This window comes from Streptomyces sp. NPDC097107 (assembly GCF_044762405.1).
GTDB lineage: Bacteria > Actinomycetota > Actinomycetes > Streptomycetales > Streptomycetaceae > Streptomyces > Streptomyces thinghirensis.
Window position 1 is genome coordinate 717,544 of record NZ_JBIWEF010000001.1, and the last position, 20,253, is coordinate 737,796.

The following is a 20,253-nucleotide window of genomic DNA, read 5'->3' on the forward strand; positions in this document are numbered from 1 at the left end:
GCTGAACGCCCGCCGACCGGACCACCCGCCGCCACACCACCCACCGCCGGAACGCCCGCCGCCCGAACCACCCACCGCCGGAACGACCCGCCGCTGAACGCCCGCCGACCGAACCACCCGCCGCCACACCACCCGCCGCCGGAACGACCCGCCCGCCGCACCGATCGCTCGGAGAGAAGAACCATGCCCCTGTGGCCCGTCTACACCGGCGCGCCGGCCCCCCACGACGGCATCACCAAGCTGCCCCCGCCGCCGCCCTGGCGGGCCTTCGACGGCCAGCCCGTGCTCGACCCGCCGGACGAGGACGGCGACGCCACGGCCGCCTCGCCCGACCGCGTCCACCGGGCCGCGACCTACCAGGCCTCCGCGCACACGGTGCAGTTGGTCAACGCCGCCCTGTACCTGCGGCGCCCCCTGCTGGTCACCGGCCCGCCCGGCACCGGCAAGTCGTCCCTCGCGTACGCGGTCGCCCGCGAACTGCGGCTCGGCCCGGTCCTCCGGTGGAACATCACCAGCCGCAGCACCCTCCACGACGGCCTCTACACGTACGACCCGCTCTCCCGTCTGTACGCGGCACGCCACACCACCGGGCGTCCCGACGACCCGGCGGCCGGGACGGGCATCGAGAACCACCTGCGTCTCGGCCCGCTCGGCACCGCCCTCCTCCCCTACGCCCGCCCGCGCGCCCTGCTCATCGACGAGATCGACAAGAGCGACCTCGACCTGCCGAACGACCTGCTGCACGTCCTGGAGGAGGGCCAGTACGAGATCCCCGAACTGGTGCGGGCCTCCCGGGACATCCCCGACGGGCGCGCCGAGGTGCTGATCGACGGCACCGACCAGCGGGTCCCCGTCGAGCGCGGCCGGGTCCGCTGCAAGGCATTCCCCTTCGTCGTCCTCACCAGCAACGGCGAGCGCGAGTTCCCGCCCGCGTTCCTGCGCCGCTGTGTCTCGCTGCGTCTGCGGCAGCCGGACGACGCGCACCTCACCGAGATCGTCCGCGCCCACCTGGGCGAGCCCGACGGGTACGCGCAGCAGCTGATCGACCGGTTCCTGTCCCGGGTGGGCAGCGGCGAACTGGCCACCGACCAGCTCCTCAACGCGATCTACCTGGCCCGTTCCTCCGGCCTCGGCACCGACTCGCTCGACGAGCTGGCGGAGCGGCTGATGCCGTACCTGGGCCGTTCCCCGCAGCCAGACGCCTTCTGATGCCCGCCGACCGCCCCGGCCCACCGGAGCCCCTCCCCCGTCTGGCCGACATCCTCGGCCGGGCGGCCTCGGGCGTCCGCCCGACCCCGCTGGAGCTTGCCGAACTCCTCTGGCTGGCAGCACAGATGCAGCAGCCCGGGGAGCCGGACCGGCCGGCTCCGTCGGCTCCGTCGGCTCCGTCGGCTCCGTCGCCTGCGGAGGCCGGGACGGAATCCCCGGCCCCGGCACCGCCCGCGCCCCGGGTGACGCCGGAGCAGCACCGGCAGGGCGGGCCGCCCCGGCCGGACCGGCCGCAGGTACCGCCGCCCCTACCCGAGACACGCACCCCCCTGCGTCTGCCGTCCCCGGCCCCCGCACCGGGCTCCTCGGCGGTCGAACCGCACAGCGCCCTGCTCGCCCCCGCCCCGCCGATGCTGCGGAACACGCTGGCGCTGCAGCGCTCCCTGCGCCCCCTGAAGCGCCGTACCGACGCTCCGGTGGGGCACGAGGTGGACGAGGCCGCGACCGCCGACCGCATCGCGCGGCTGGGGGCCGGCCCCGAGTGGTGGCTGCCGGTGCTGCGGCCCGTGCGGGAGCGCTGGCTGCGGCTGAACCTGGTGCACGACGCGGGCCCCACGATGCCCGTCTGGCAGCCCCTGGTGCGCGAACTGCACGCCGCGCTCGCCCAGTCGGGCGTCTTCCGCACGGTCACCCTGCACCGCGCGGAACCCGACGGCACCGTCCGCGGCGAGGGAGCCGACGCGCCCGCCGACGGCCGTACCGTCACCCTGCTGATCAGCGACTGCATGGGACCGCAGTGGCGCGAGGGCCCGGCCGGCACCCGGTGGTTCGGCACCCTGCGCCGCTGGGCGCGCCGTACGCCCCTGGCCGTCCTCCAGCCGCTGCCCGAGCAGTTGTGGCGGGACACCGCCCTGCCGCCCGTCCCCGGCCGGCTGTCGGCCCCGCACCGGGCCGCGCCCAGCGCCTCGCTCGCCTTCACGCCGTACGACGACGGCACCGCGCCCCCGGCGCCCGGCAGGGCAGTGCACGTACCCGTGCTGGAACCGGGACCCGAGTGGCTGGCGAACTGGGCCGCACTGGTCGCGAGCCCCGGCGGCACCGAGTACCCGGGCGCCGCCGCCGTGCTGCACCGCCCGTTGCCGGCCGACGCCGACGACCGTACCGACGTGGCGCGGCTGTCCGCCGGGGAACTGGTCCTGCGTTTTCGCGCGAGCGCGTCCCCGGAGGCCTTCCGGCTGGCCGGACACCTCGCGCTGGGGCGTCCGGACCTGCCGGTGATGCGGCTGGTGCAGGCCGCCGTCGAGCCGCACCCGCTCCCCCGGCACCTGGCCGAGGTCATCCTCAGCGGGCTGCTCACCACGGTCGCCGGGCCACCCGGCTCGTACGCGTTCCGCCCCGGCGTGCGCGACCTGCTGCTGCGCGGTCTGCCCCGCACCGCGCGCAACCGCACCCACGAGCTGCTGCTGCGGACCGGCGGCCTGATCGACGAGCGGGCCGGGCGGTCGCCCGGCGAGTTCCGCGCGCTGATCCCCGACCGGGACGGCACCGAGCGTGCCGGCGGGAACGAGTCGTTCGCGGCGATCAGCCAGGAGAGCGCGCGGCAGCTGGCCGCGCGGCAGCGGCCACCGGCCGCGTCGCCCTTCCCGCGCGCGATGAGCGCGCGCTACCGGCCGGTGCGCCGGCTCGCGCCGACCGGGAGGATGTGGCTGGCCGAGGACACCGCGGCGAACCGGACGGTGATGGTCCGGCTGCACGACGCGAACACCGACCCCGCGTCGCGCGAGGCGTTCCTGCGCGACGCGCGCCGCCTGACGGAGATCGCCCACCCGAACCTGGTCACCGTCCTCGACCGCGGCGTCGAGGACGACGTCCCGTACGTCGTCATGGAGCACCTCGACGGCATCGCCCTGAACGCCCTCGCCCGGTCGGGCGGCCGGCGGCTGCCGGTGCCGCTGACGGTGTCGGTGGGGGCGCAGCTGGCGACGGCGCTCACCGCCCTGCACGAGGCGGGCGTCACGCACGGCGGTCTGGAGGCCTCCCGGGTGGTCCTGCTGCCGGACGGCACGGTCCGGCTGAGCCTCTTCGAGCCGGGGCGCACCTCGGGCCCGGCCGGCCGCTCCGAGGACCTGCGGGCCCTGTGCGACGTCCTGCTGCTGCTGACGTCGGGCACCTCGCGCCTGACGGTCCCGATCGACTCCCGCCACCTCGACCGGCTGCCCGGCAGCCTGCGGATCCACTACGCGCACGCCTTCGACCAGCTGATGTCCGCCTCGTCGGTGACGCAGGCCCAGGGCCTGGGGCTGCTCGCGGACCCGCGGCTGCCGGCCCGGGCGGCCGAGGCGTACGAGCGGCGCCGGTACCACGTCCTGGGGCCGCTGCGGGTGCGGCTGCCGGACGGCTCCCCCGGCCTGCCGCCGGACATCCGCGCGCTGCTCGCCATGCTGCTGCTCAAGCACGGCCGCACGGTGACCCACGAGGAGCTGCGCTGGGGCCTGTGGGACCCGGGTGACGAGCCGCGCAACCCGCGGGCCGAGGTGACCCGGCTGACGGCGCGGCTGGCGGACGCCCTGGGCCCGGGCGTACTGGCGACGTCCGCCCACGGCTGCGCCCTGCACACCAGCGCCGACGAGGTGGACGTCGTGCGGTGCGACGAGCTGGTACGGCGCGCCGACGCGGCGCGGCTGGACGGCGAGCACGCCGAGGCCCGCGGCCTCGTCACCGGGGCGCTGGCCCTCTGGGACGGTGCCGAGCCGCTGGCGGACGTGCCCGGTCCCGCCGCCCGCACCGCCCGCACCCGCCTCGTCCGGCTCCGCCTCGCCCTGCACACCAAACGTGCCGAACTCGACCTGGCCCTCGGCGAGTACGACCGGGCCTCCACCGACCTGGCCGGCCTGCTCCAGGCCCACCCGCACCGGGAGGACTTCCGCCGCCTGTACCTGATCGTCCTGCGCCGCCAGGGCCGGGGCGAGGAGGCGCTGGCGGTGTACGAGGAGTACGAACTGTCCGGTGGGCGGAGCCCGGCCCTGGCGGCGCTGGGCCGGGAACTGCGCGAGGAGCACGACGAGCCGGCGGACGACGCCCCGTGGCAGGCGTACGAGAAGCCACCGGCCCCGGACGGGACGAACCGCGCCGTGTCCGCGCCGGACGAGCTTCCGGAGGGCCCCTTTCCCACGGAGGACGGCCTCTGGACGCCCCTGCTGGAGCAGCCGGAGGAAACGACCGAGGAGGCGGAGGCGGCCGAGTTGCTCGCCGCGCGCGGGGCGTGGGTGGGCGACCCCGCCGACGGCCCGGACCTCGACCCGGCGGAGGTCCTGGAGCGGGCGGAGGTCATGGCGGAGATGGCGGCACTCGCGGAGGCGGAAGCCGCGGAGGACGACACCGGATTCGACACCGACTTCGACACCGAGTTCCGCGACTGCGCCCGGTTCACCTTCGCCGACGGCCCCCCGGGCGGTGCGGCCCGTCCGGCCCTGCACGGCGTGGTCACGGACCTGCTGACGGGCAGCGGGCTCCACGGAGAGGCGTACGAACTCCTGGACGATCAGGGCGGTGGCCTCCTCGTGCTGCTGGCGCCGCGGGTGGCGGCCTCCCGGCTCCTCCGGGCGACCGTGGAGGGTCTGCCCGGGCAGTTGCCACGCGTGGGCGGCCTGCGGTTGCGGGTCGAGTTCTGGCAGGAGGAGTTCCGCACGGACGGCACTGAGGTGCGGACGTTCCGCGCAGACCCCGGGTCGGTCGACGCGGCCCTGGATGCCTCATCAGGCGCACAGGCGGTCATCGCCCTTTCGGACTCCCTGTACTACGACGAGGTGTACGGGGACGCGGAGGGGGGCGACGGCGGCCCCGCCCTCGCCCCGGACGCGTTCCGCCCGCTGGGTGCCGACAGGGGCTGGTACCGCACGGTCGACGGGGCCCGTGGCCCGAGTGTGGCGGTACCGGCCGGCGCGGCGGACACTCCCGAAGACCTGATCGCCCGCGCCCGCTGCGTCCTCCTGGGCTTCGACGACGTGACGGCCCGGCTGTACCGGCCCGCCGCGGAGCGGGAGGTGCTCCTGGACATCGCGGCGCTCTTCGTCGAGGAGCGTGATCCCGAGGACGCGCTCACGGGGGCACCGCTGCCCCGGGTCGCGGCGGACGGGTACGCCGGCACGCTCGACTTCATCCGGGCGCTCGCCGGACACCGGCTCGCCCACGACGTGCGTCTGCGGCTCGACCGGCACGAGGCCCGGGCGGCGCGCACCGCGCACCCGACCCCCCTGGCCGACCGGCTGATCCAGGCGCTGCACACCCGCGAGGTGCCCACCGCCGTGGTGACCGACCGGGCCCCCGCCCCGGTCACCGCCTACCTGAGACGCCGGGGCCTGCTGGACGCCCTGCCGGGCGGCGTCCACGGCCGGGACGCCGACCTCACCCGCCTCATGCCCGACCCGGACGTCCTCCGGCGAGCCCTGGAGCGGCTCGACGCGGCCCCCGGCGAGTGTGTGCTGATCGGTTCCTGCGCCGCCGAGCAGTCCGCCGCCCGCGCCATCGGCCTGCCGTTCGTCGGCTACGGGCGCGCCGAGCGGGTCCGACGGGATCTGAGAGCGGCGGACGGCGACGTGCTCCTCGTACCGGACCTCCGTCCGCTGCTCACTGCGGCCGAGAACCGCTGATCGCACACCCCCCATTCAGCGGCCCCCCGCCCGGCCCCCTCCGGAAGGCGCCCGCCCCGGCCCCCGCGCACGATGCCTAGGGAGGCCGGCCACCGGGCGGCCCCGCACGGTCCGCGCTCTCGGGAGGATCTGCCATGACCGCCAGTACCGCCAGTCTGGAGCAGCTGCGTCGCTGCCACTTCGCCGTCGATCTGGGTGCGGCGCGGACCCGCGTGTACGTCAAGGGTGCCGGACTCGTCGTCGACCAGCCGTCCGCCGCCGCGGTCAACACCCGCACGGGTGCGCTCATCGCGGTCGGCGAGCTCGCGGAGAAGATGACCGGCCGCACCCCCGCCTACATCCGCGTCGTGCGGCCCGTGTCCGGCGGTACGATCGTCGACATCGAGATGGCCCAGCGCATGCTGCGGCACCTGCTCGGCGACAAGGTCCGCCGGGCGCTGCGCCGCAAGCCCCGGCTGCGTGCCGCCGTCTGCACCCCGCACGACGCCGATCCGCTGGCCCGGCGGGCGGCGATCGAGACGCTGGTCGGGCTCGGCGCGCGCCGTGTGGAACTCGTCGACACGCTGATCGCCGCGGCGGTCGGCTGCGGACTGCCCGTGGAACAGCCCGAGGCGACCATGATCATGGTGTGCGGGGCGCACGCCACCCAGGTCGCGGTGCTCTCCCTCGGCTCGATCGTGACCGCCGAACGCATCCCGGTCGGCGGTGAGGCCGTGGACCACGCGATCGTGCAGCTCCTGCGCCACCAGCACGAACTGGTGCTGCCCAGCCAGTCCGTGCGCCCGCTGCAACTCGCCCTGTCCGGCAACGGCCTCACCCCGCAGGGACCGACCACCACCGAGATCCACGGACGGGACGTGGCGACGGGGCTCGCGCGCAGTGTGCGGGTAGACACCGCCACCGTGCGCAACGCCATCCAGACGCCGCTGACGGCCGTGCTGGACGGGATCGGCAAGGTGCTGCGGGACTGCCCGCCGGACCTGGTCGCGGACCTCGCCGACCGCGGGATCATGATGGTCGGCGGGAGCGCGCTGCTGCCGGGCTTCGACCAGATGCTGCGGCAGGCCACGGGCATGCCGGTGCACATCGCGGAGCGGCCCGACGTGTGCGCGGTCCAGGGCCTCGGCACCATGCTGGAGGGCCGGGTCGAGCCGCTGGTCCTGAACCCGGCCTCGTCCGACTGACCCACCGGCGAGCGGACCGGGGAAGGCCGGAATCCCGGAATCCCGGAATCCCGGAATCCCGGAAGCCGCGGAGACCGGAGAACCCGAGGAACCCGGACGCAATGACCGCGCAGCCCGCGCCCCGACTGACCCGCCTCCTCGAAGCCGTCCTGGGCGTCGGCACCGACCTCGACCTCCGCAGCACCCTGCGGCACATCGTGGACGGCGCCGCCGAACTGACCGGTGCCGTCTCGGCGGCCCTGACCACCGCCGACCCCGGCCGGAACGGCCTCGCCGAGATCCGCACCCCGGGCCGGGACGGCGTACCGGCGTCGGCGCCCCGGCTGCGGGTGCCGATCCACGTGCGTGACGGCGAGCGCGACGAGGAGTTCGGCGAGCTGTGTCTCGTCCGGCGGCCCGGCGGCGCCCCGTTCACCGCCGACGACGAGCAACTGCTGCGAGTCCTCGCCACGCAGGCCGGCATCGCGATCGGCAACGCCCGGCTGTACGAGACGGCCCGGCAGCGCGAACGCTGGCTCGAGGGCGCGGCGGCCGTCACCACCGCGCTGCTCACCGAGGACAGCGCCGACGACGCGCTGACGACGGTCGCCGAACGGGCCCGGCTCCTCGCCGGCGCCGACGCGGGCGTGATCCTTCAGCCGACCGCCGAGGGCGGCATGGAGATCGTGACCGCCTCGACGCCCGACGACCCGGACGGCATCGTCGGCGCGGCCATCCCGCCGGGCAGCCCCGTCCTGGAGCAGCTTCTGGGCGGTGAACCGGTGTTCGTCGCCGACTCGGCGACCGATCCGCGCATGACGACGCACGTGCGGCACCGGTTCGGGCCGAGCATGATGCTGCCCCTGGAGGCGAGCGGCCGGCTGATCGGCACCCTCGCCCTCCCCCGCCGCCGCGGCGACCGCCCGTACACGGCGGTCGAACGGCAGCTCGCCGCGCAGTTCGCCTCGCAGGCCGCGCTCGCCCTCGTCCTCGCCGACGCCCGGCGCGGCCGGGAGCGCCTCGCGGTCTACGAGGACCGCGACCGCATCGCCCGGGACCTGCACGATCTGGTGGTGCAGCGGCTGTTCGCCACCGGCCTGATGCTGGAGTCCACGCAGCGCCGCCCCGGCGCCGAGGACGTCCGCGACGTCCTCGGCCGGGCGGTGGACGAACTGCGGTCCACGGTCCAGGAGGTGCGTACGACGATCTTCGCGCTGCGGCAGCCCCCGGCCGGCCCGCCGGCCGGACTGCGCGGCCGGGTGCTGCGCGAGACCGCGTCCGCCGCGGCCCTGCTCGGCTTCCCGCCGTCCACGCGCTTCACGGGCGCCGTCGACACCCGCGTACCGGAGCGGGTCGCGGACCGCCTGCTCACCGCCCTGCGCCACGCCCTGACCGACGCGGCCGGACGGCCGGGCGTCTCCCGCGTCGAGGTCGCCGTCGACGCGACCGCCGCTTCGCCGGGCGGCGGGGACGAAGTACGGCTGACGGTCGGCGACGACGGGGAGACCGGCGGGGGCGACGGCGGGGGGACGGCGGTCACGTGGCGGTCGCCGCTGTGAGGGGGCGGGAGGGTCGGGAGGGGCAGCCGGGCCGGAGCCGGCGGACAGCGCCTTCACCCAACGATGGGCCGGGCATTCCCCGAGCCCGGGTGTAGTCCGCTGTCCGACGGGCAGGTGAACCGACAGCGCCGCCGGACCGCTGCGGGCCGGGACCCTGTTCCCGGTCGGTCCGACGGCCGACGGGGGCTGTGTGACGTTGGCGAACGTCTGTCGGGGACGGAGCGAGGACGGACAAGGCGGTGACATGACCCCAGCGGCACCACCACATCTGGCGGGGACGCCGGCCACCCTGGCCATCGACGGCCGGGTGCACGCCGGCCGGGCGTTGCTCGTCCCGCGTGGAGAACTCGTCCACGGGTGCGTGGACATCCTGGCCGAGGCCCTGGCCGCGCTGCCGGCCGACGTGGAACGGGTCGACCTGGACATGGGCGACGTGAGGTTCATGGACACGGCCGGGCTGCGGTTCCTCGACCTGCTGGGCGGCTACAGCCACCGGCAGGCGGTGCCGGCGACGGCGACGAACTGGCACGGCCAGCCGCTGCGGGTCCTGGAGCTGGCCGGCCTGGACACCACCGACCCGCTGCGGGCCACCGCCCACCGTCCGGACCCGGAGCCAGAGCCGGACCCGGACCCGGACCCGGAGCCAGAGCCGGACCCGGAGCCGGACCCAGAGCCGGACCCGGAGCCAGAGCCGGAGCCGCGACCTGAGTCCGCGCCCTCCTCCGCCCCCACGGGCCCGGCCGAGCGGCTGCACGTCCTCCAGGAGGAGGTGCAGCAGTTGCGCCGGGCGATCGCCTCCCGCCCGGTCATCGACCAGGCGCGGGGCGTGCTCATGGCGCTGCACGCCTGCACGTCGGAAGAGGCGTGGCACATCCTGCGCGAGACCTCCCAGCTGTCCAACACCAAGTTGCGCACCGTCGCCGCGGCGGTCACCGCCAGCGCCGAGAGCGACGGCCCGCCCCCGCCGGCCGAGGTGCGCACGGCCCTGCGGACGGCGCTGGGCCGGCTCGGACGCTGAGTGGTGCCGCCGGCCACGGATGGGTACCCGGCCCAGGACCCCGTCCGGCAGGAGGAGGGACCACGATGAGCGAACAGACCCCGTCCCAGGCCGAGGGCGAACGCGACGACGAGCGCAACGACGCCACCGACCCGCCGCACACCACTCCCTCCCAGGCGGAGGGTGAGCGCGACGACGAGGAAGCGGACACGGCCGACGGCGCGGAACGTCGCTGACCCGGCGCGCCACCGTCGGGCCGAAAGCGGTGAACGCCCACGAGGTGCACCGACGCCTACCGGCGCCTCGGTGTGGCCATGCGCACGTTTGCCCGCGCGGCGGTCCGCGCGGCTCCCCCGCGCGAAGGGGCGGGGTGGTGCTGCTCCCGCCAGTCCCGCGGTGAAATGCCGTAGGCCTGCTTGAACGCCTTGCTGAAGTGGGTCGCGTCCACGAAACCCCAGGTACGGCCTATCGCCGCGATGGTCCGCAGCCGGCCGCCCGGGCCGGCCAGCTCCCGCCTGCACTCGGCCAGGCGGTGCGTGCGGATCCAGTCTCCGAGGCTGATGGAGGACCGTGACAGCACGGTGTAGAGATGGCGGACCGAGATGCCGTGCGCGGCGGCGATACGCGGGGCCGACAGGGCCGGGTCGGCCAGGTGCTCACGGATGTACTTGGTGATGCACAGGCTGAGCGGCACCTCCGACACCGCCGCCCGGCCGGAGCCGGCACCGCCGAACTGGGAGGTCACGACGGCCCGGAGGAGTTCCACGCTGGGTCCGATGATCGCTTCGGCGTACGCCCCGCTGCGTAACTCCTCGCTGGCGGCCAGGTGGGAGAAGTACGTGAAGGCGAGGCGTGCGGTGGGATTGACCGGGCCCAGGGCGATGGCGGCGACATCGCGCAGCACCCGCTCCGGGAGCGCGAGCGCCTCGCGCGGGATGCGCAGGGAGAGGTAGTCGAAGGCCTTCTCGAAGCGCAGCGTGTACGGGGCGGTCGACTCGAAGACCACGAGGTTTCCCGGCCCGACCAGGCACTGGCGGTCGTACTGCCCCACCAGGTTGGTCCCCGCCACCTGAAGACCGAGGAAGACCGACGGCTCGGCGTCCTCCCGGGCCAGCCGCTCCGTACGGCGCAAGGACACCGGGGTCCCCTGGGCGGAGCAGACCCGCATGGGCCCCACGGTGCCGAGCCCCATGCGGGCCCCGATGGCCTCCTGGGGGGCGTGGTGATCGATGTCGACCCGGGAGAAGGACCTCCACAGGGCGTGCCGGATCGTGTCCTCACGTTCCCGTGGTGCCACGACCGAAGTGTCCAGTGTCGCTGACGCGGCGACGCGGTGATCTGTTCCCCCCACAAGCCACCCCTCCCTCACGGATATCAGGATGCGGCTTGCCGCACCCACCGCACAAGGCGCGGACCGTGACCGGTGGCCGACCGCACAACTGACAAAGATCCGTGCGCGCACGACAAAGTCCGGCCTCCTCGGCGTCTCTAGTCTCCTGAATCGAAGCGGAGCCATCAACGAGGAGGCACCGAATGCGGGGGAAGAAAGCCATTCTGCTTTCGGTCGCTCTCGTCCTGTGCCTGACCACCGGCTGCGAAACCGGGAGCGGAAGTCCGACGGGCACGGAGCGGCCGCACCAGGAAAAGGCCGCCGCGCCGGGAACTCCGGTCAGGGACCTGACCGCCGCGGAAGAAGTCGAGATCGACCGCGCGGAGGAGGAACTCGTCCGACGGTGCATGCGACGTGAAGGCTTCCACTACTGGGCGGGCCCGGTGGCGGGCATCGCGGAACGCAAGGCCGGGGGGTACGTCGTGGACGATGTCGAATGGGCCCGCCGGTACGGATACGGCCGGTCGTTCGACGTCGCGGCCGAGAAGGAACGCCGCAGCCACCCCAACATCACCTACGCCGGAGCGCTCCCGGAGAAGCAACGCGTTCGGTACTCCCGGGCGCTCGACGGGGACTTCGACGACACCCTCACCGTCGAGCTGCCGTCCGGCGGCTCGGTCCGCACCCCGCGCACGGGCTGCTACGCGGAAGCGAGGGGGCAGCTCTACGGCGACTACCCGACCTGGTTCCGCGCCAGGAAGACCGTGACGTCGCTGACGCCCCTGTACGTTCCGCGGATCCTTCGGGACGAACGCCTGGTCACCGCCGTGACGGCGTGGTCGCACTGCATGAAGGACTCGGGGGAGCCCTTCGAGAGCCCCGACGACATCCGCCGGCAGCGGGCCGGCCTGGTCAAGGGAATGAGCGAGCCGCAAGCCCGGGAAGCGGAATCCGCACTGGCCGTGACCGAGGCCGAATGCGCCCGGAAGACATCCCTCGGAAAGATCGCGCGGGCCCTTGAGAAGGAATACCGCGAACGAGCCCTGCGCGACTACTCAAAAGAATTCACCACATACCAGCGGATGAGGATGTCCGCCCTCGCACGGGCCGGAAACATCTGAGGCCGACACATGTCCCGCCCAGATCCCCGTGGCATGCCGGCCACGGAAAGCACCGATTCGACCTAGAGCCAAGGAGTCTCATCCATGAGGAAACTGCCCGCCGCCCTGACCGTCATGACCATGGCCGCTCTCGGAACCGCCCTCCCCGTCTCCTCCGCGCACGCGGCCGCTACCTGCTCCGACAACTACTCGGGCGCGGTCTCCGGCTACATGTACGCCTACGACTACGCCTACTGCGACGGATACCTCGGCAGGGCGGTGGGCAACGACTCCAACTGGGGTGACAGCGGCGGCAGCTTCCAGGGCGGGGACACCAACAAGGCGACGTCCATTCTCAACAAGGGCAACAACTACGAAGTCCAGTTCTTCAACGGAACCGGAACGCAGTGGAGCGGCGGCCACATCTGCCTGTCCCGCAACGAGGGCTACGCCTCCGACCTCACCAACGACTACTTCACCAGCGGCTCCCGGGTCAGCAACGCCATCAGCTCGCACCGCTGGGTGAGCGCCGGCACCTGCAGCAAGTGGGCCGTCTGACCTCAGCGCCGACGCCCACACGTGCGGGGACGCCACCGACCCGGTGGCGTCCCCGCACGCGCGTACCTGAACGTTCCTGCGCCAAGAGGCCGGAGTGGGGCGGGTGGGACTCGAGCCCATTGCAGTGACACGTCACACCTGTAGAAACGCCGAACGAACGGACATACCGCCCTGTTTCCACCCGGCTGAACCCCTCTCGAACCAGCTCGATCGGGATCCGTCAGGCGTTCGCCACACCGGCTGAAGCGGCGCAATCAGGCTCTCGCCTCGCCGGGCAAGCCCCCGAAGATACGAGCACGGCGCGGGACCGGACCTCGTTCCCGGGCGGTAACCCCCGCGCCGGCCACGGATGCGCTTGTCCACCGCGTCAGACCCGGTGGACAAGCGCATCGCCGAGCGTCGTGCGCGCGTGCAGCACACGCCGCCCGGCACGCCGGGACGCGATGACCCTCAACGGCTCCTTCGAAGCCGAACTGATCGACCACCACGGACCGTGGCGCGACGCCGGCCAGGTCCAACGCGCAGTCGTCCAGTGGGTCGGCCGGCACAACACCGAACGCCTGCAATCCGCCCTCGGCCACCTCCCTCCCGAAGAATTCGAGGCCCGACACCACCGATCCCAGGCGACCACGAACACCGCCTGAAACACGAAAAACCGGCCGCTGCGAAACTCAGGGCAGCTCAGTCAGGTGCGTACGTCTCGTTGCTGCAGTTCCTTCAGGGCCGCTCCCACCGTGGCGAAGTCGTTGTCCGCGTGAAGCACCGTGTGACCGTGATGGACCGCCGTCGCACACACCAGGAGGTCGACGGCTCCGGCGGCACGGTGCTGCCCCCGCTGGGTGAGCTTGTACTGCGCGGTGTCGACCCAGCGCCACGCACTCTTGGGAACCGGGGCGAGGTGGCAGAGGTCATCGATCTCGTCGGCCAACTCGTCCCGATGAGCCGGGCTTGTGGCCGAGTAGAGGAACTCCGCCCTCGTGGGCTCGCAGATATGGAACACCCCCGCGGCGATGTGCCCCTCCCAGGGACGCAACGCCCCCGGCGAACGGAAGAGGTGCCAGAGGGCGGACGTATCGAGGAGATAGGTGATCACTCGAAGGCGACCCGCCGGGCCTGCTTGGCCGCTGCACGCGCCGCAGCCGCAACCTCGAACTCGCCCCGCTCACCCCTCGCGGCCAGCTTCTCGGCAGCTTCCAGCCGCTTGATGCGCGCCACGTAGTCCCTCAGGGCCCCGTTGACCGTCTCCTTCTTCGTCGAGGCGCCCATGAGCCGCATCGCCTCAGCCAGCGCCTCGTCATCGAGATCGACCTGAGTCACGGACATATCAGCCACCCCTCAACAGGAGTCCATGATGTACATAGCCACGATACATCACCAATATTCGCGGGCTGCAGATCATCGAACATGACACAGAGGGAGCCCGCCCGGCCGCGCACCGGCGACCACCAGCTCGGATGGGGATTGGTTAGGTGTTCGCCACACCACTTCGCCCCCACCCATTCGCCCCCACCCATTCGCCCCCACCCAACGGACTCTCTGAACCCGCCGGAGAGGCTGAGTGAACCGCCCCGGGTTCGGCGCTGTGCTCCCAGCCACGGATGTCCAACCCGTACCGGAGCCGGCTGGGGCCGTCGCTCTCTCGTACCCGGGTGTCCGAGGACGGCACCCACGCGGACGCGGAGCTGTGAATCCCGGTGGAGCGGGTCAGCGGCTGAGTGCCGGTAGCACGTCGGGGGTCGTTCTGCGGATCGGCACCGGGCTGGCGCGGTTACCGGGGGACGCGCGCTGAAGGCACCACACGGTACGTGATGCCTTCAGCGCGCCTACGACAGGCGCAAGGTGTGCCCGGCGTGGTCAGGCGTTGACGAGAAGCCTGCCGCCGAGGCCGCTGCACTGGTTCATGTTGCCCGTGGTGGCGCGGAACCCGGGCGGGATGGGCGAGGTGGGGCACACGTACAGGCCGGCGCGGGCGACCTTGTGGTACCAGGAGCCGATGCCGCCGCAGCCATACTTGTCCCAGGCGGTCACCACGTACCCGGGCACGATCGGCGAACCCGCGCAGGTCCACATGCCGTCCTCGGCGAGCTTGTGGCGCCAGGAGCCGATGCCACTGCAACCGTACTTGTCGTGGGCGCTGATGACGTACCCGGGCACGATCGGTGAGCCCGAGCAGGTCCAGATCCCGTCTTCGGCGAGCTTGTGGCGCCAGGAGCCGATGCCACTGCAACCGTACTTGTTGTGGGCGCTGATGACGTACCCGGGCACGATCGGTGAGCCCGAGCAGGTCCAGATCCCGTCGCGGGCGGGTTCCTGGTACCAGGAACCCCTGCCGTTGCAGCCGGTTTTGTTGAGCTGGGAGATGACGTACCCGGGGGGAACCGGGTCCCCGCCGCAGGACCACCCGCCTGCCGCGGCCTGCGGGGCAGCGGCTTCGGCGGCGCTTGCCGTGGTGACGGTCGTGCCGGTGAGTACGGCCGCGAGCATCGCGACCGTTCCGACCACCGCGGCGAATCTGGTCCGGAGGACCGCGGTCGCCGTACGCGTGCGCAGGCGTAACTGACTGTTCACTTCACACCCATTCTGGACAGGCTCGCGTGCCCGGCCGCGACGGCCGAGAGCACCTGGCGGTGGAACAGGTGGGACGTTACTGAACTCCGGTGACAAGCAGTGCTGTTGTGGGGAAATCTGCGACCACGGTTGTCTGAAACAGGTGCCAGTTCCGGCACCTACGGGGCCGGGCGGGCGGTCAGGTGCGGGAGACGTTGCGCTCTTGAAGTGCTCTCCCGGCTGAAGCCGGGAGATTCCTGCTTACCTTGCGGTAGCGGGCTTGACGCGCTTCGCGCGCCTGACGACTGCCCTCCCGGCAGCCGGGACGAGCGCGAGGCCCGTCCGGTACAGGTGCAAGACGTTCCGGGCTGCGTTGTGGTCGGCGTTGCCCGACCAGCCACAGTCCGGGTTCCTGCACACGAACACGGCCTGGGACTCCCTGCTGCCGGGCGTGGTGATGCCGCACGCCGAGCAGCGTCGGGAGGTGCCGGGGGCGGGGACCTTGTGCAGGGTGCCGCCGAGCCGGGCGGTCTTATACGTCAGCAGGGTGACCGTGCGGCCCCATGCCTCACCGCTGATGGAGCGGTTCAGCCCAGCCTTCTGGGCGACGTTCTTCCCCGGCTCCTCGATGGTTGACCTGGCGGACTTGACCATGTTCGTGATGGTGAGCGCTTCGACCACGATCGTGCCGTAGGTGCGGGCGATGGCGGTGGTCGTCTGGTGCTGCCAGTCCAGGGCCCGGCGCTTGGCTTTCGCGCGGAGCTCTGCGATCCGGTCGTAGGTGTGGTGCAGCCGGCGGCTGGTGCGTTCGCCGGGTTCACGGTGCCGCTTACGCTGCGCGGCGCGCTGCTCCAGGTGCAGGAGCCTGGCCTGCTCCTTCGCCGTGAGCCACTCGCCGTGCTCGAAGGTCTCGCCGTCGCGGAGGGCGATCGGGACGGTGACGCCCACGTCGATGCCGACGTCCGGCCCCGGGTGGGGTGCGGGCTGCGCCTCCAAGGTCTGGACGCGGAAGGCGATGTGCCGGCCGAGCGCGTCCCTGACCAGCCGCGCCCCGGTGATCCGGTTCTCCGCACCGGCACGTACTCCTGCTCCCTTACTCGCGCACTGAAGCGATCGTGTACCCATCGCGGCTCAACGCACCGGCGCGGCACGGCGTCTTGACGGCACCTGGCTTGCAGCGGTCGCTTCCGGTTGCTCCAACCGGAGGCCTCCACTCGCCGCAACCGGCGGCCTGGGCTGAGATGAAAGACGACACCGGCCTGGACGGTGAGCTGGTGGTGTGGGAGTCCGGCCGTCTCGCGTTCGAGCGGCTGCGGCAGCGCCTGGCCCGCCGCCGCGGCGGCGGCGCTCTGGCGGCCGCGGGTACCTGGCCCGCCCACCTGATCTTCCCTGTCAGGTGCAGCGTGTTGAACCCTGTGGGAATGACTGCCTGGCTCTGTTCAGGACCCTCGACAGCTGCTGGCGTGGTGCGGGGCAGCGCAGGGTTTTGACCCATTCGGTGATACCTGTCAGGTATGTCGGGCTGTCGCCGTGGGGCGCTGCGCTGGGGCGTCCCGCTAGAAGACCGGACCGGCGCAGAGCACGGTCGAAGCACCGAGTAGCGCCCACCCTGCATATCCCCGGAACACCACAGCACGCGCCGACACACGAGGGCACGGCGGCGTGCAAACCTACGGGCCGTGCGTCCGCAGCGTTGAAGCGGGCCAACTGCATCAGATGGCCTGCGCAACGGGGCCGGTCGTGCCCTTCTCAGCGGTGACGCGGGCGAGGCAACAACGCGAACGCGCTCTCCGCAATTGAGGTCAGGCGGGCGGGGCTGTGGCCGGACGCGCCTACGACATCGATCCCGCGGACGATGGTCAGCAGAAGGTACGCAAGGTCGTCGGGATCCGCGTCGGGGTCGAGGTCGCCGTTGCGCTGAGCCGCTCGCACACACTCGGCCACCGCCGTCGCGACCACGGAGAAGCAGTCGTTGGCCAGGCGTTCCACCTCGGAGTCGGAGGCGCCGATCTCCAGGGCCATCTTGGCGGCGAAGCAGGCCGCCGCCGCCCGGTCAGGGGCGGGGGGCATATCGGCGGCCAGTGGCACCCCCTCGACGGCGCGGAGCAAGAACCCGCGCAGTCGCTCCAGGGCACCCTCGTCCGGTCCGGCGAGCGCCTCCGGCACAAACTGCCCCAGCCGGACGGAGTACCCGGCCATCGCCTGCAGCAGCACGCCGTGCTTGCCGTCGAACGCGGCATACAGGCTGCCTCGACCCAGGCCGGTGGCGGCGCTTATGTCGTCGACGCTCGTGCCGCTGTAGCCCGTGGTGCGGAACTGCCGCTCGGCGGCATGGAGGACGTGGTCGCGGTCGAAGCTTCGTGGTCTCGCCATACCCAAAAGGTACGGCCGACCCGCCGTTCTTGACAACCCAGTACAGAACCGCCTAGGTTTCTGACTGTTCAGTACATAATCGTCCTGAGCTCACCGGACAGGCTTGGTCCGGGCTTGCAGGACCGGTGCGGACCGCGTCGGCCCCAGTGCGGGCGACGCCGCACAGTGCACGACAAAGTCATGCCCACAACCGAAGGAACCACCATGCAAACAGCTCACCCAGTGGCCCTCGTGACGGGCGCCTCCTCCGGGATCGGGCGGGCAGCGGCACTCGCCCTCGTGGGCGCCGGCTTCGCGGTGGTCGGCACGAGCCGCAACGCGGCGAACGCCGAGCCGCTTGCCGGGGTGACGTTCCTCGATCTCGACGTGGCCAGCGACGAGTCGGTCCACTCCCTGGTCGAGGAGGTGATCGAGCGGTTCGGCCGGATCGACATCCTGGTCAACAACGCAGGCGTGGGCGCGGTCGGCGCCGGTGAGGAGAGCTCGATCAACCAGACCAGGGAGGTCTTCGATGTCAACGTCTTCGGTCTGATCCGGATGGCAAACGCAGTGCTGCCCCACATGCGCGCCCAGGGCGGTGGCCGCGTGGTCAACGTCTCCTCGGTACTGGGCCTGATCCCAGCCCCCTTCATGGCCGTCTATGCCGCCACCAAGCATGCGGTCGAGGGCTACTCCGAGTCCGTCGATCACGAGCTTCGCGAGCACGGCGTCCGGATGCTGCTGGTCGAGCCGGCCTACACGAGCACGGGTTTCGAGGCGAGCAGCATGGCGCCCGACTCGCCCGTGCCGGGCTATGCCACGCAGCGGGAGGTCTCCCGGGACGTGCTGGCCACGGCCTGGCGCAATGCCGACTCCCCGGACGTTGTCGCGAAGGTGATCGTCGCGGCCGCCACCGATTCCAAGCCCAAGCTCCGGTACGCCGCCGGCTCGATGGCCGCACGTGTCAGCGTCCTGCGTCGGATCGTGCCCTCGCGCGCCTTCGACAGGCAAATCCGCAAGCTCAACCGACTGGCCGGCTGACCCTGCAGTACACCCGGCGCCTGCATCAAACCGGCCCCTACCTGGTCCACGCCGAGTCTCGATCGGGGCGTGGCGCTGCGGTCTTCTGCTGCTCGCCTCGGCGGGGACTTCGCCGACATCTGCGGGCCTGAAACCATCGAGCGGTTCGGGCTGCTTGCTGCCCGGCGGCATGCTCACCGAATAGGCGTCGTGGCGGTGAGTGATGTACGTGAACGCCGCCTTCGCCGCCCCTGCCCTGATCGGCGCATTGCTGCTGGCCGAGCCCGTGATCACCAGCAAGCCTAAACTCGACATTCCGGGCATCGCCGTGGTGGGCGAGGGCCGACCTGCCAATACTTGACAACTCAGTACAGAACCGCCTAGGTCTCTGACGATTCAGTACACAACCGTCCTGGGCTCATCGGACAGGCTGCGTGCACACCTGGCGCGATGGAGAGCGCCCCAAGTCTTTGAACTCCTCCGCGCCGCCCGGCGTTGCGACGCCTTCCAGGCCGGCCAGGCCCGGTCCGAATGCCGGTGCAGGGCACTTCCTGCATCTCGAACAGCCCAAGACGGTCGCCGACCACATCCTCGGCTTCCTGAACGGCTGCCCCTCCATCCACCCAGAACTCGAAGGGTTGACCGAACCATGACTGACAAGGGAAGGCAGGAGGCCATGGCTGTGGCGACTCCTGCGTACGCGAGCGACGCACTGGACGAGGGGACCGTCGACGTGGTGGTGATCGGCGGGGGTGCCGCGGGGCTGAACGGTGCGCTGATGCTCGCCCGCTCCCGCCGCTCGGTCGTCGTGATCGACAGCGGCTCCCCGCGCAACGCGCCCGCGGAGGCCATGCACGGCTTCATCGTCCTGGACGGCACCCCGCCGTTCGAGATCCTTCGACGGGGCCGGGAGCAGGTGCGCCAGTACGGCGGACGCGTCGTGTCCGGCGAGGTGGTCTCGGCCGAGTCCGCCGCCCCGTCGGCGGACGGGGACCTGCGGTTCACCGTCACCCTGGCCGACGGCCGCGGCATCACCGCTCGCCGCATCCTGGTGGCCACCGGACTCACGGATGTGCTGCCGGAGGTGCCCGGACTCGCCGAGCACTGGGGGCACAGTGTGGTGCACTGCCCGTACTGCCACGGCTGGGAGGTGCGTGATGAGCCCATCGGCATCCTCGCCACCGGACCGGTCTCCATCGGCCACGCGCTCTTGTTCCGTCAGCTGACCGAGGACCTGACCTACTTCACCCACGGCAACCTGGACGAGGACAGCCGAGCCCGCTTCGCCGCTCGCGGCATCCGCGTCATCGACACCCCGGTCGCCGAGGTCGTCAACGACGAGGACGGTGCCCTCGCCGGGGTGCGCCTGGCTGACGGCCAGGTCGTGGCCCGCCGCGTCCTCGCGGTCACCCCGCAGATGCAGACCCGCACCCAGGGCCTGGAAGGTCTGGGCCTGCCGGTGCAGGACCTGCCGACGGGCCGCGGTTTCGCCTCCGGCATGGCCGGTGCCACCGAGGTGCCGGGTGTGTGGGTGGCCGGCAACGCCACCGATCCGGTCGCCCAGGTCGGGGCCTCCGCGGCGGCCGGCGCACTGGCCGGTGACTACATCAACAGGATGCTGGCCACCGCGGACACCGACGCGGCCCTCCAGAGGATCACCGGGGGAAGCCCTAACGGGGCCACAGGGTGATCTCGAAGCCCCGAGATCTCAGCCCGCTCCCCTCACGAGCAAGCAAGTGATTCCGCTCGTCCGCCCCGCCCCTCTCAGG

General features: G+C 72.4%; 17 protein-coding genes and 1 pseudogene. 12 read left to right on the plus strand and 6 right to left on the minus strand.

Annotation, left to right across the window (positions count from 1 at the left end; translation table 11 throughout):
• The first annotated feature begins 183 nt into the window (after positions 1–183).
• From ACIQ1J_RS03360 to ACIQ1J_RS03385, 6 genes are all read left to right on the plus strand, one after another.
• Positions 184–1,209 (plus strand): AAA family ATPase, encoded by a 1,026-nt coding sequence (locus ACIQ1J_RS03360; protein WP_403553676.1) that lies wholly within the window; start codon positions 184–186, stop codon positions 1,207–1,209.
• Entirely contained in the window at positions 1,209–5,858 is a 4,650-nt protein-coding gene (locus ACIQ1J_RS03365) for an SAV_2336 N-terminal domain-related protein (RefSeq protein WP_403553678.1), read from the plus strand. The genes ACIQ1J_RS03360 and ACIQ1J_RS03365 overlap by 1 nt, the downstream gene beginning before the upstream one ends.
• A gap of 134 nt (positions 5,859–5,992) precedes the next feature.
• Positions 5,993–7,042, plus strand: coding sequence for a rod shape-determining protein (locus ACIQ1J_RS03370; RefSeq protein ID WP_210963516.1), 1,050 nt, complete (start codon positions 5,993–5,995; stop codon positions 7,040–7,042).
• A 101-nt stretch (positions 7,043–7,143) separates the two neighbouring features.
• Positions 7,144–8,580 carry a GAF domain-containing sensor histidine kinase gene (locus ACIQ1J_RS03375; protein WP_403553680.1) on the plus strand — a complete coding sequence of 479 codons (1,437 nt, stop codon included), beginning with the start codon at positions 7,144–7,146 and terminating at the stop codon, positions 8,578–8,580.
• 244 nt (positions 8,581–8,824) lie between these two features.
• Positions 8,825–9,598, plus strand: coding sequence for an ANTAR domain-containing protein (locus ACIQ1J_RS03380; RefSeq protein ID WP_403553682.1), 774 nt, complete (start codon positions 8,825–8,827; stop codon positions 9,596–9,598).
• 65 nt (positions 9,599–9,663) lie between these two features.
• A complete protein-coding gene (locus tag ACIQ1J_RS03385; RefSeq protein ID WP_403553684.1) occupies positions 9,664–9,813 on the plus strand; it encodes a hypothetical protein in 150 nt (49 codons plus the stop codon).
• A 56-nt stretch (positions 9,814–9,869) separates the two neighbouring features.
• Here the strand turns inward: ACIQ1J_RS03385 and ACIQ1J_RS03390 are convergent, their stop codons facing one another.
• A complete protein-coding gene (locus ACIQ1J_RS03390) occupies positions 9,870–10,928 on the minus strand; it encodes a helix-turn-helix domain-containing protein (protein ID WP_403553686.1) in 1,059 nt (352 codons plus the stop codon).
• A 182-nt stretch (positions 10,929–11,110) separates the two neighbouring features.
• Between ACIQ1J_RS03390 and ACIQ1J_RS03395 the strand changes: the two genes are divergently transcribed.
• From ACIQ1J_RS03395 to ACIQ1J_RS03405, 3 genes are all read left to right on the plus strand, one after another.
• The gene (locus ACIQ1J_RS03395) at positions 11,111–12,028 is read left to right on the plus strand and encodes a hypothetical protein (protein ID WP_403553688.1); all 918 of its coding nucleotides are present in this window, start codon (positions 11,111–11,113) and stop codon (positions 12,026–12,028) included.
• 84 nt (positions 12,029–12,112) lie between these two features.
• Positions 12,113–12,565, plus strand: coding sequence for a hypothetical protein (locus ACIQ1J_RS03400; protein WP_403553690.1), 453 nt, complete (start codon positions 12,113–12,115; stop codon positions 12,563–12,565).
• 443 nt (positions 12,566–13,008) lie between these two features.
• Positions 13,009–13,209 carry a hypothetical protein gene (locus tag ACIQ1J_RS03405; protein WP_403553692.1) on the plus strand — a complete coding sequence of 67 codons (201 nt, stop codon included), beginning with the start codon at positions 13,009–13,011 and terminating at the stop codon, positions 13,207–13,209.
• A 41-nt stretch (positions 13,210–13,250) separates the two neighbouring features.
• On the opposite strand, the gene ACIQ1J_RS03410 is transcribed toward ACIQ1J_RS03405, so the two are convergent.
• From ACIQ1J_RS03410 to ACIQ1J_RS03430, 5 genes and pseudogenes are all read right to left on the minus strand, one after another.
• Positions 13,251–13,658, minus strand: coding sequence for a PIN domain nuclease (locus ACIQ1J_RS03410; RefSeq protein ID WP_403553694.1), 408 nt, complete (start codon positions 13,656–13,658; stop codon positions 13,251–13,253).
• Positions 13,655–13,888, minus strand: coding sequence for a type II toxin-antitoxin system VapB family antitoxin (locus ACIQ1J_RS03415; protein WP_403553696.1), 234 nt, complete (start codon positions 13,886–13,888; stop codon positions 13,655–13,657). The genes ACIQ1J_RS03410 and ACIQ1J_RS03415 overlap by 4 nt, the downstream gene beginning before the upstream one ends.
• Before the next feature lie 531 nt (positions 13,889–14,419).
• Positions 14,420–15,067, minus strand: coding sequence for a hypothetical protein (locus ACIQ1J_RS03420; RefSeq protein ID WP_403553698.1), 648 nt, complete (start codon positions 15,065–15,067; stop codon positions 14,420–14,422).
• Positions 15,068–15,373: 306 nt separating this feature from the next.
• A pseudogene (locus ACIQ1J_RS03425) lies at positions 15,374–16,198 on the minus strand (RNA-guided endonuclease InsQ/TnpB family protein); the annotation flags it as partial.
• A gap of 663 nt (positions 16,199–16,861) precedes the next feature.
• Entirely contained in the window at positions 16,862–17,485 is a 624-nt protein-coding gene (locus tag ACIQ1J_RS03430) for a TetR/AcrR family transcriptional regulator (RefSeq protein WP_403553700.1), read from the minus strand.
• Positions 17,486–17,689: 204 nt separating this feature from the next.
• Here ACIQ1J_RS03430 and ACIQ1J_RS03435 point away from each other — a divergent pair, with 204 nt between their 5' ends.
• The 3 genes from ACIQ1J_RS03435 to ACIQ1J_RS03445 all read left to right on the plus strand — a co-directional run bounded on the left by ACIQ1J_RS03435 (position 17,690) and on the right by ACIQ1J_RS03445 (position 20,174).
• Positions 17,690–18,505: an oxidoreductase gene (locus ACIQ1J_RS03435; protein WP_403553821.1), complete on the plus strand. Its 816-nt coding sequence runs from the start codon at positions 17,690–17,692 to the stop codon at positions 18,503–18,505.
• A gap of 208 nt (positions 18,506–18,713) precedes the next feature.
• Positions 18,714–18,845 (plus strand): hypothetical protein, encoded by a 132-nt coding sequence (locus ACIQ1J_RS03440; RefSeq protein WP_403553702.1) that lies wholly within the window; start codon positions 18,714–18,716, stop codon positions 18,843–18,845.
• 315 nt (positions 18,846–19,160) lie between these two features.
• Positions 19,161–20,174, plus strand: coding sequence for an NAD(P)/FAD-dependent oxidoreductase (locus ACIQ1J_RS03445; protein WP_403553823.1), 1,014 nt, complete (start codon positions 19,161–19,163; stop codon positions 20,172–20,174).
• Positions 20,175–20,253: the final 79 nt, after the last annotated feature.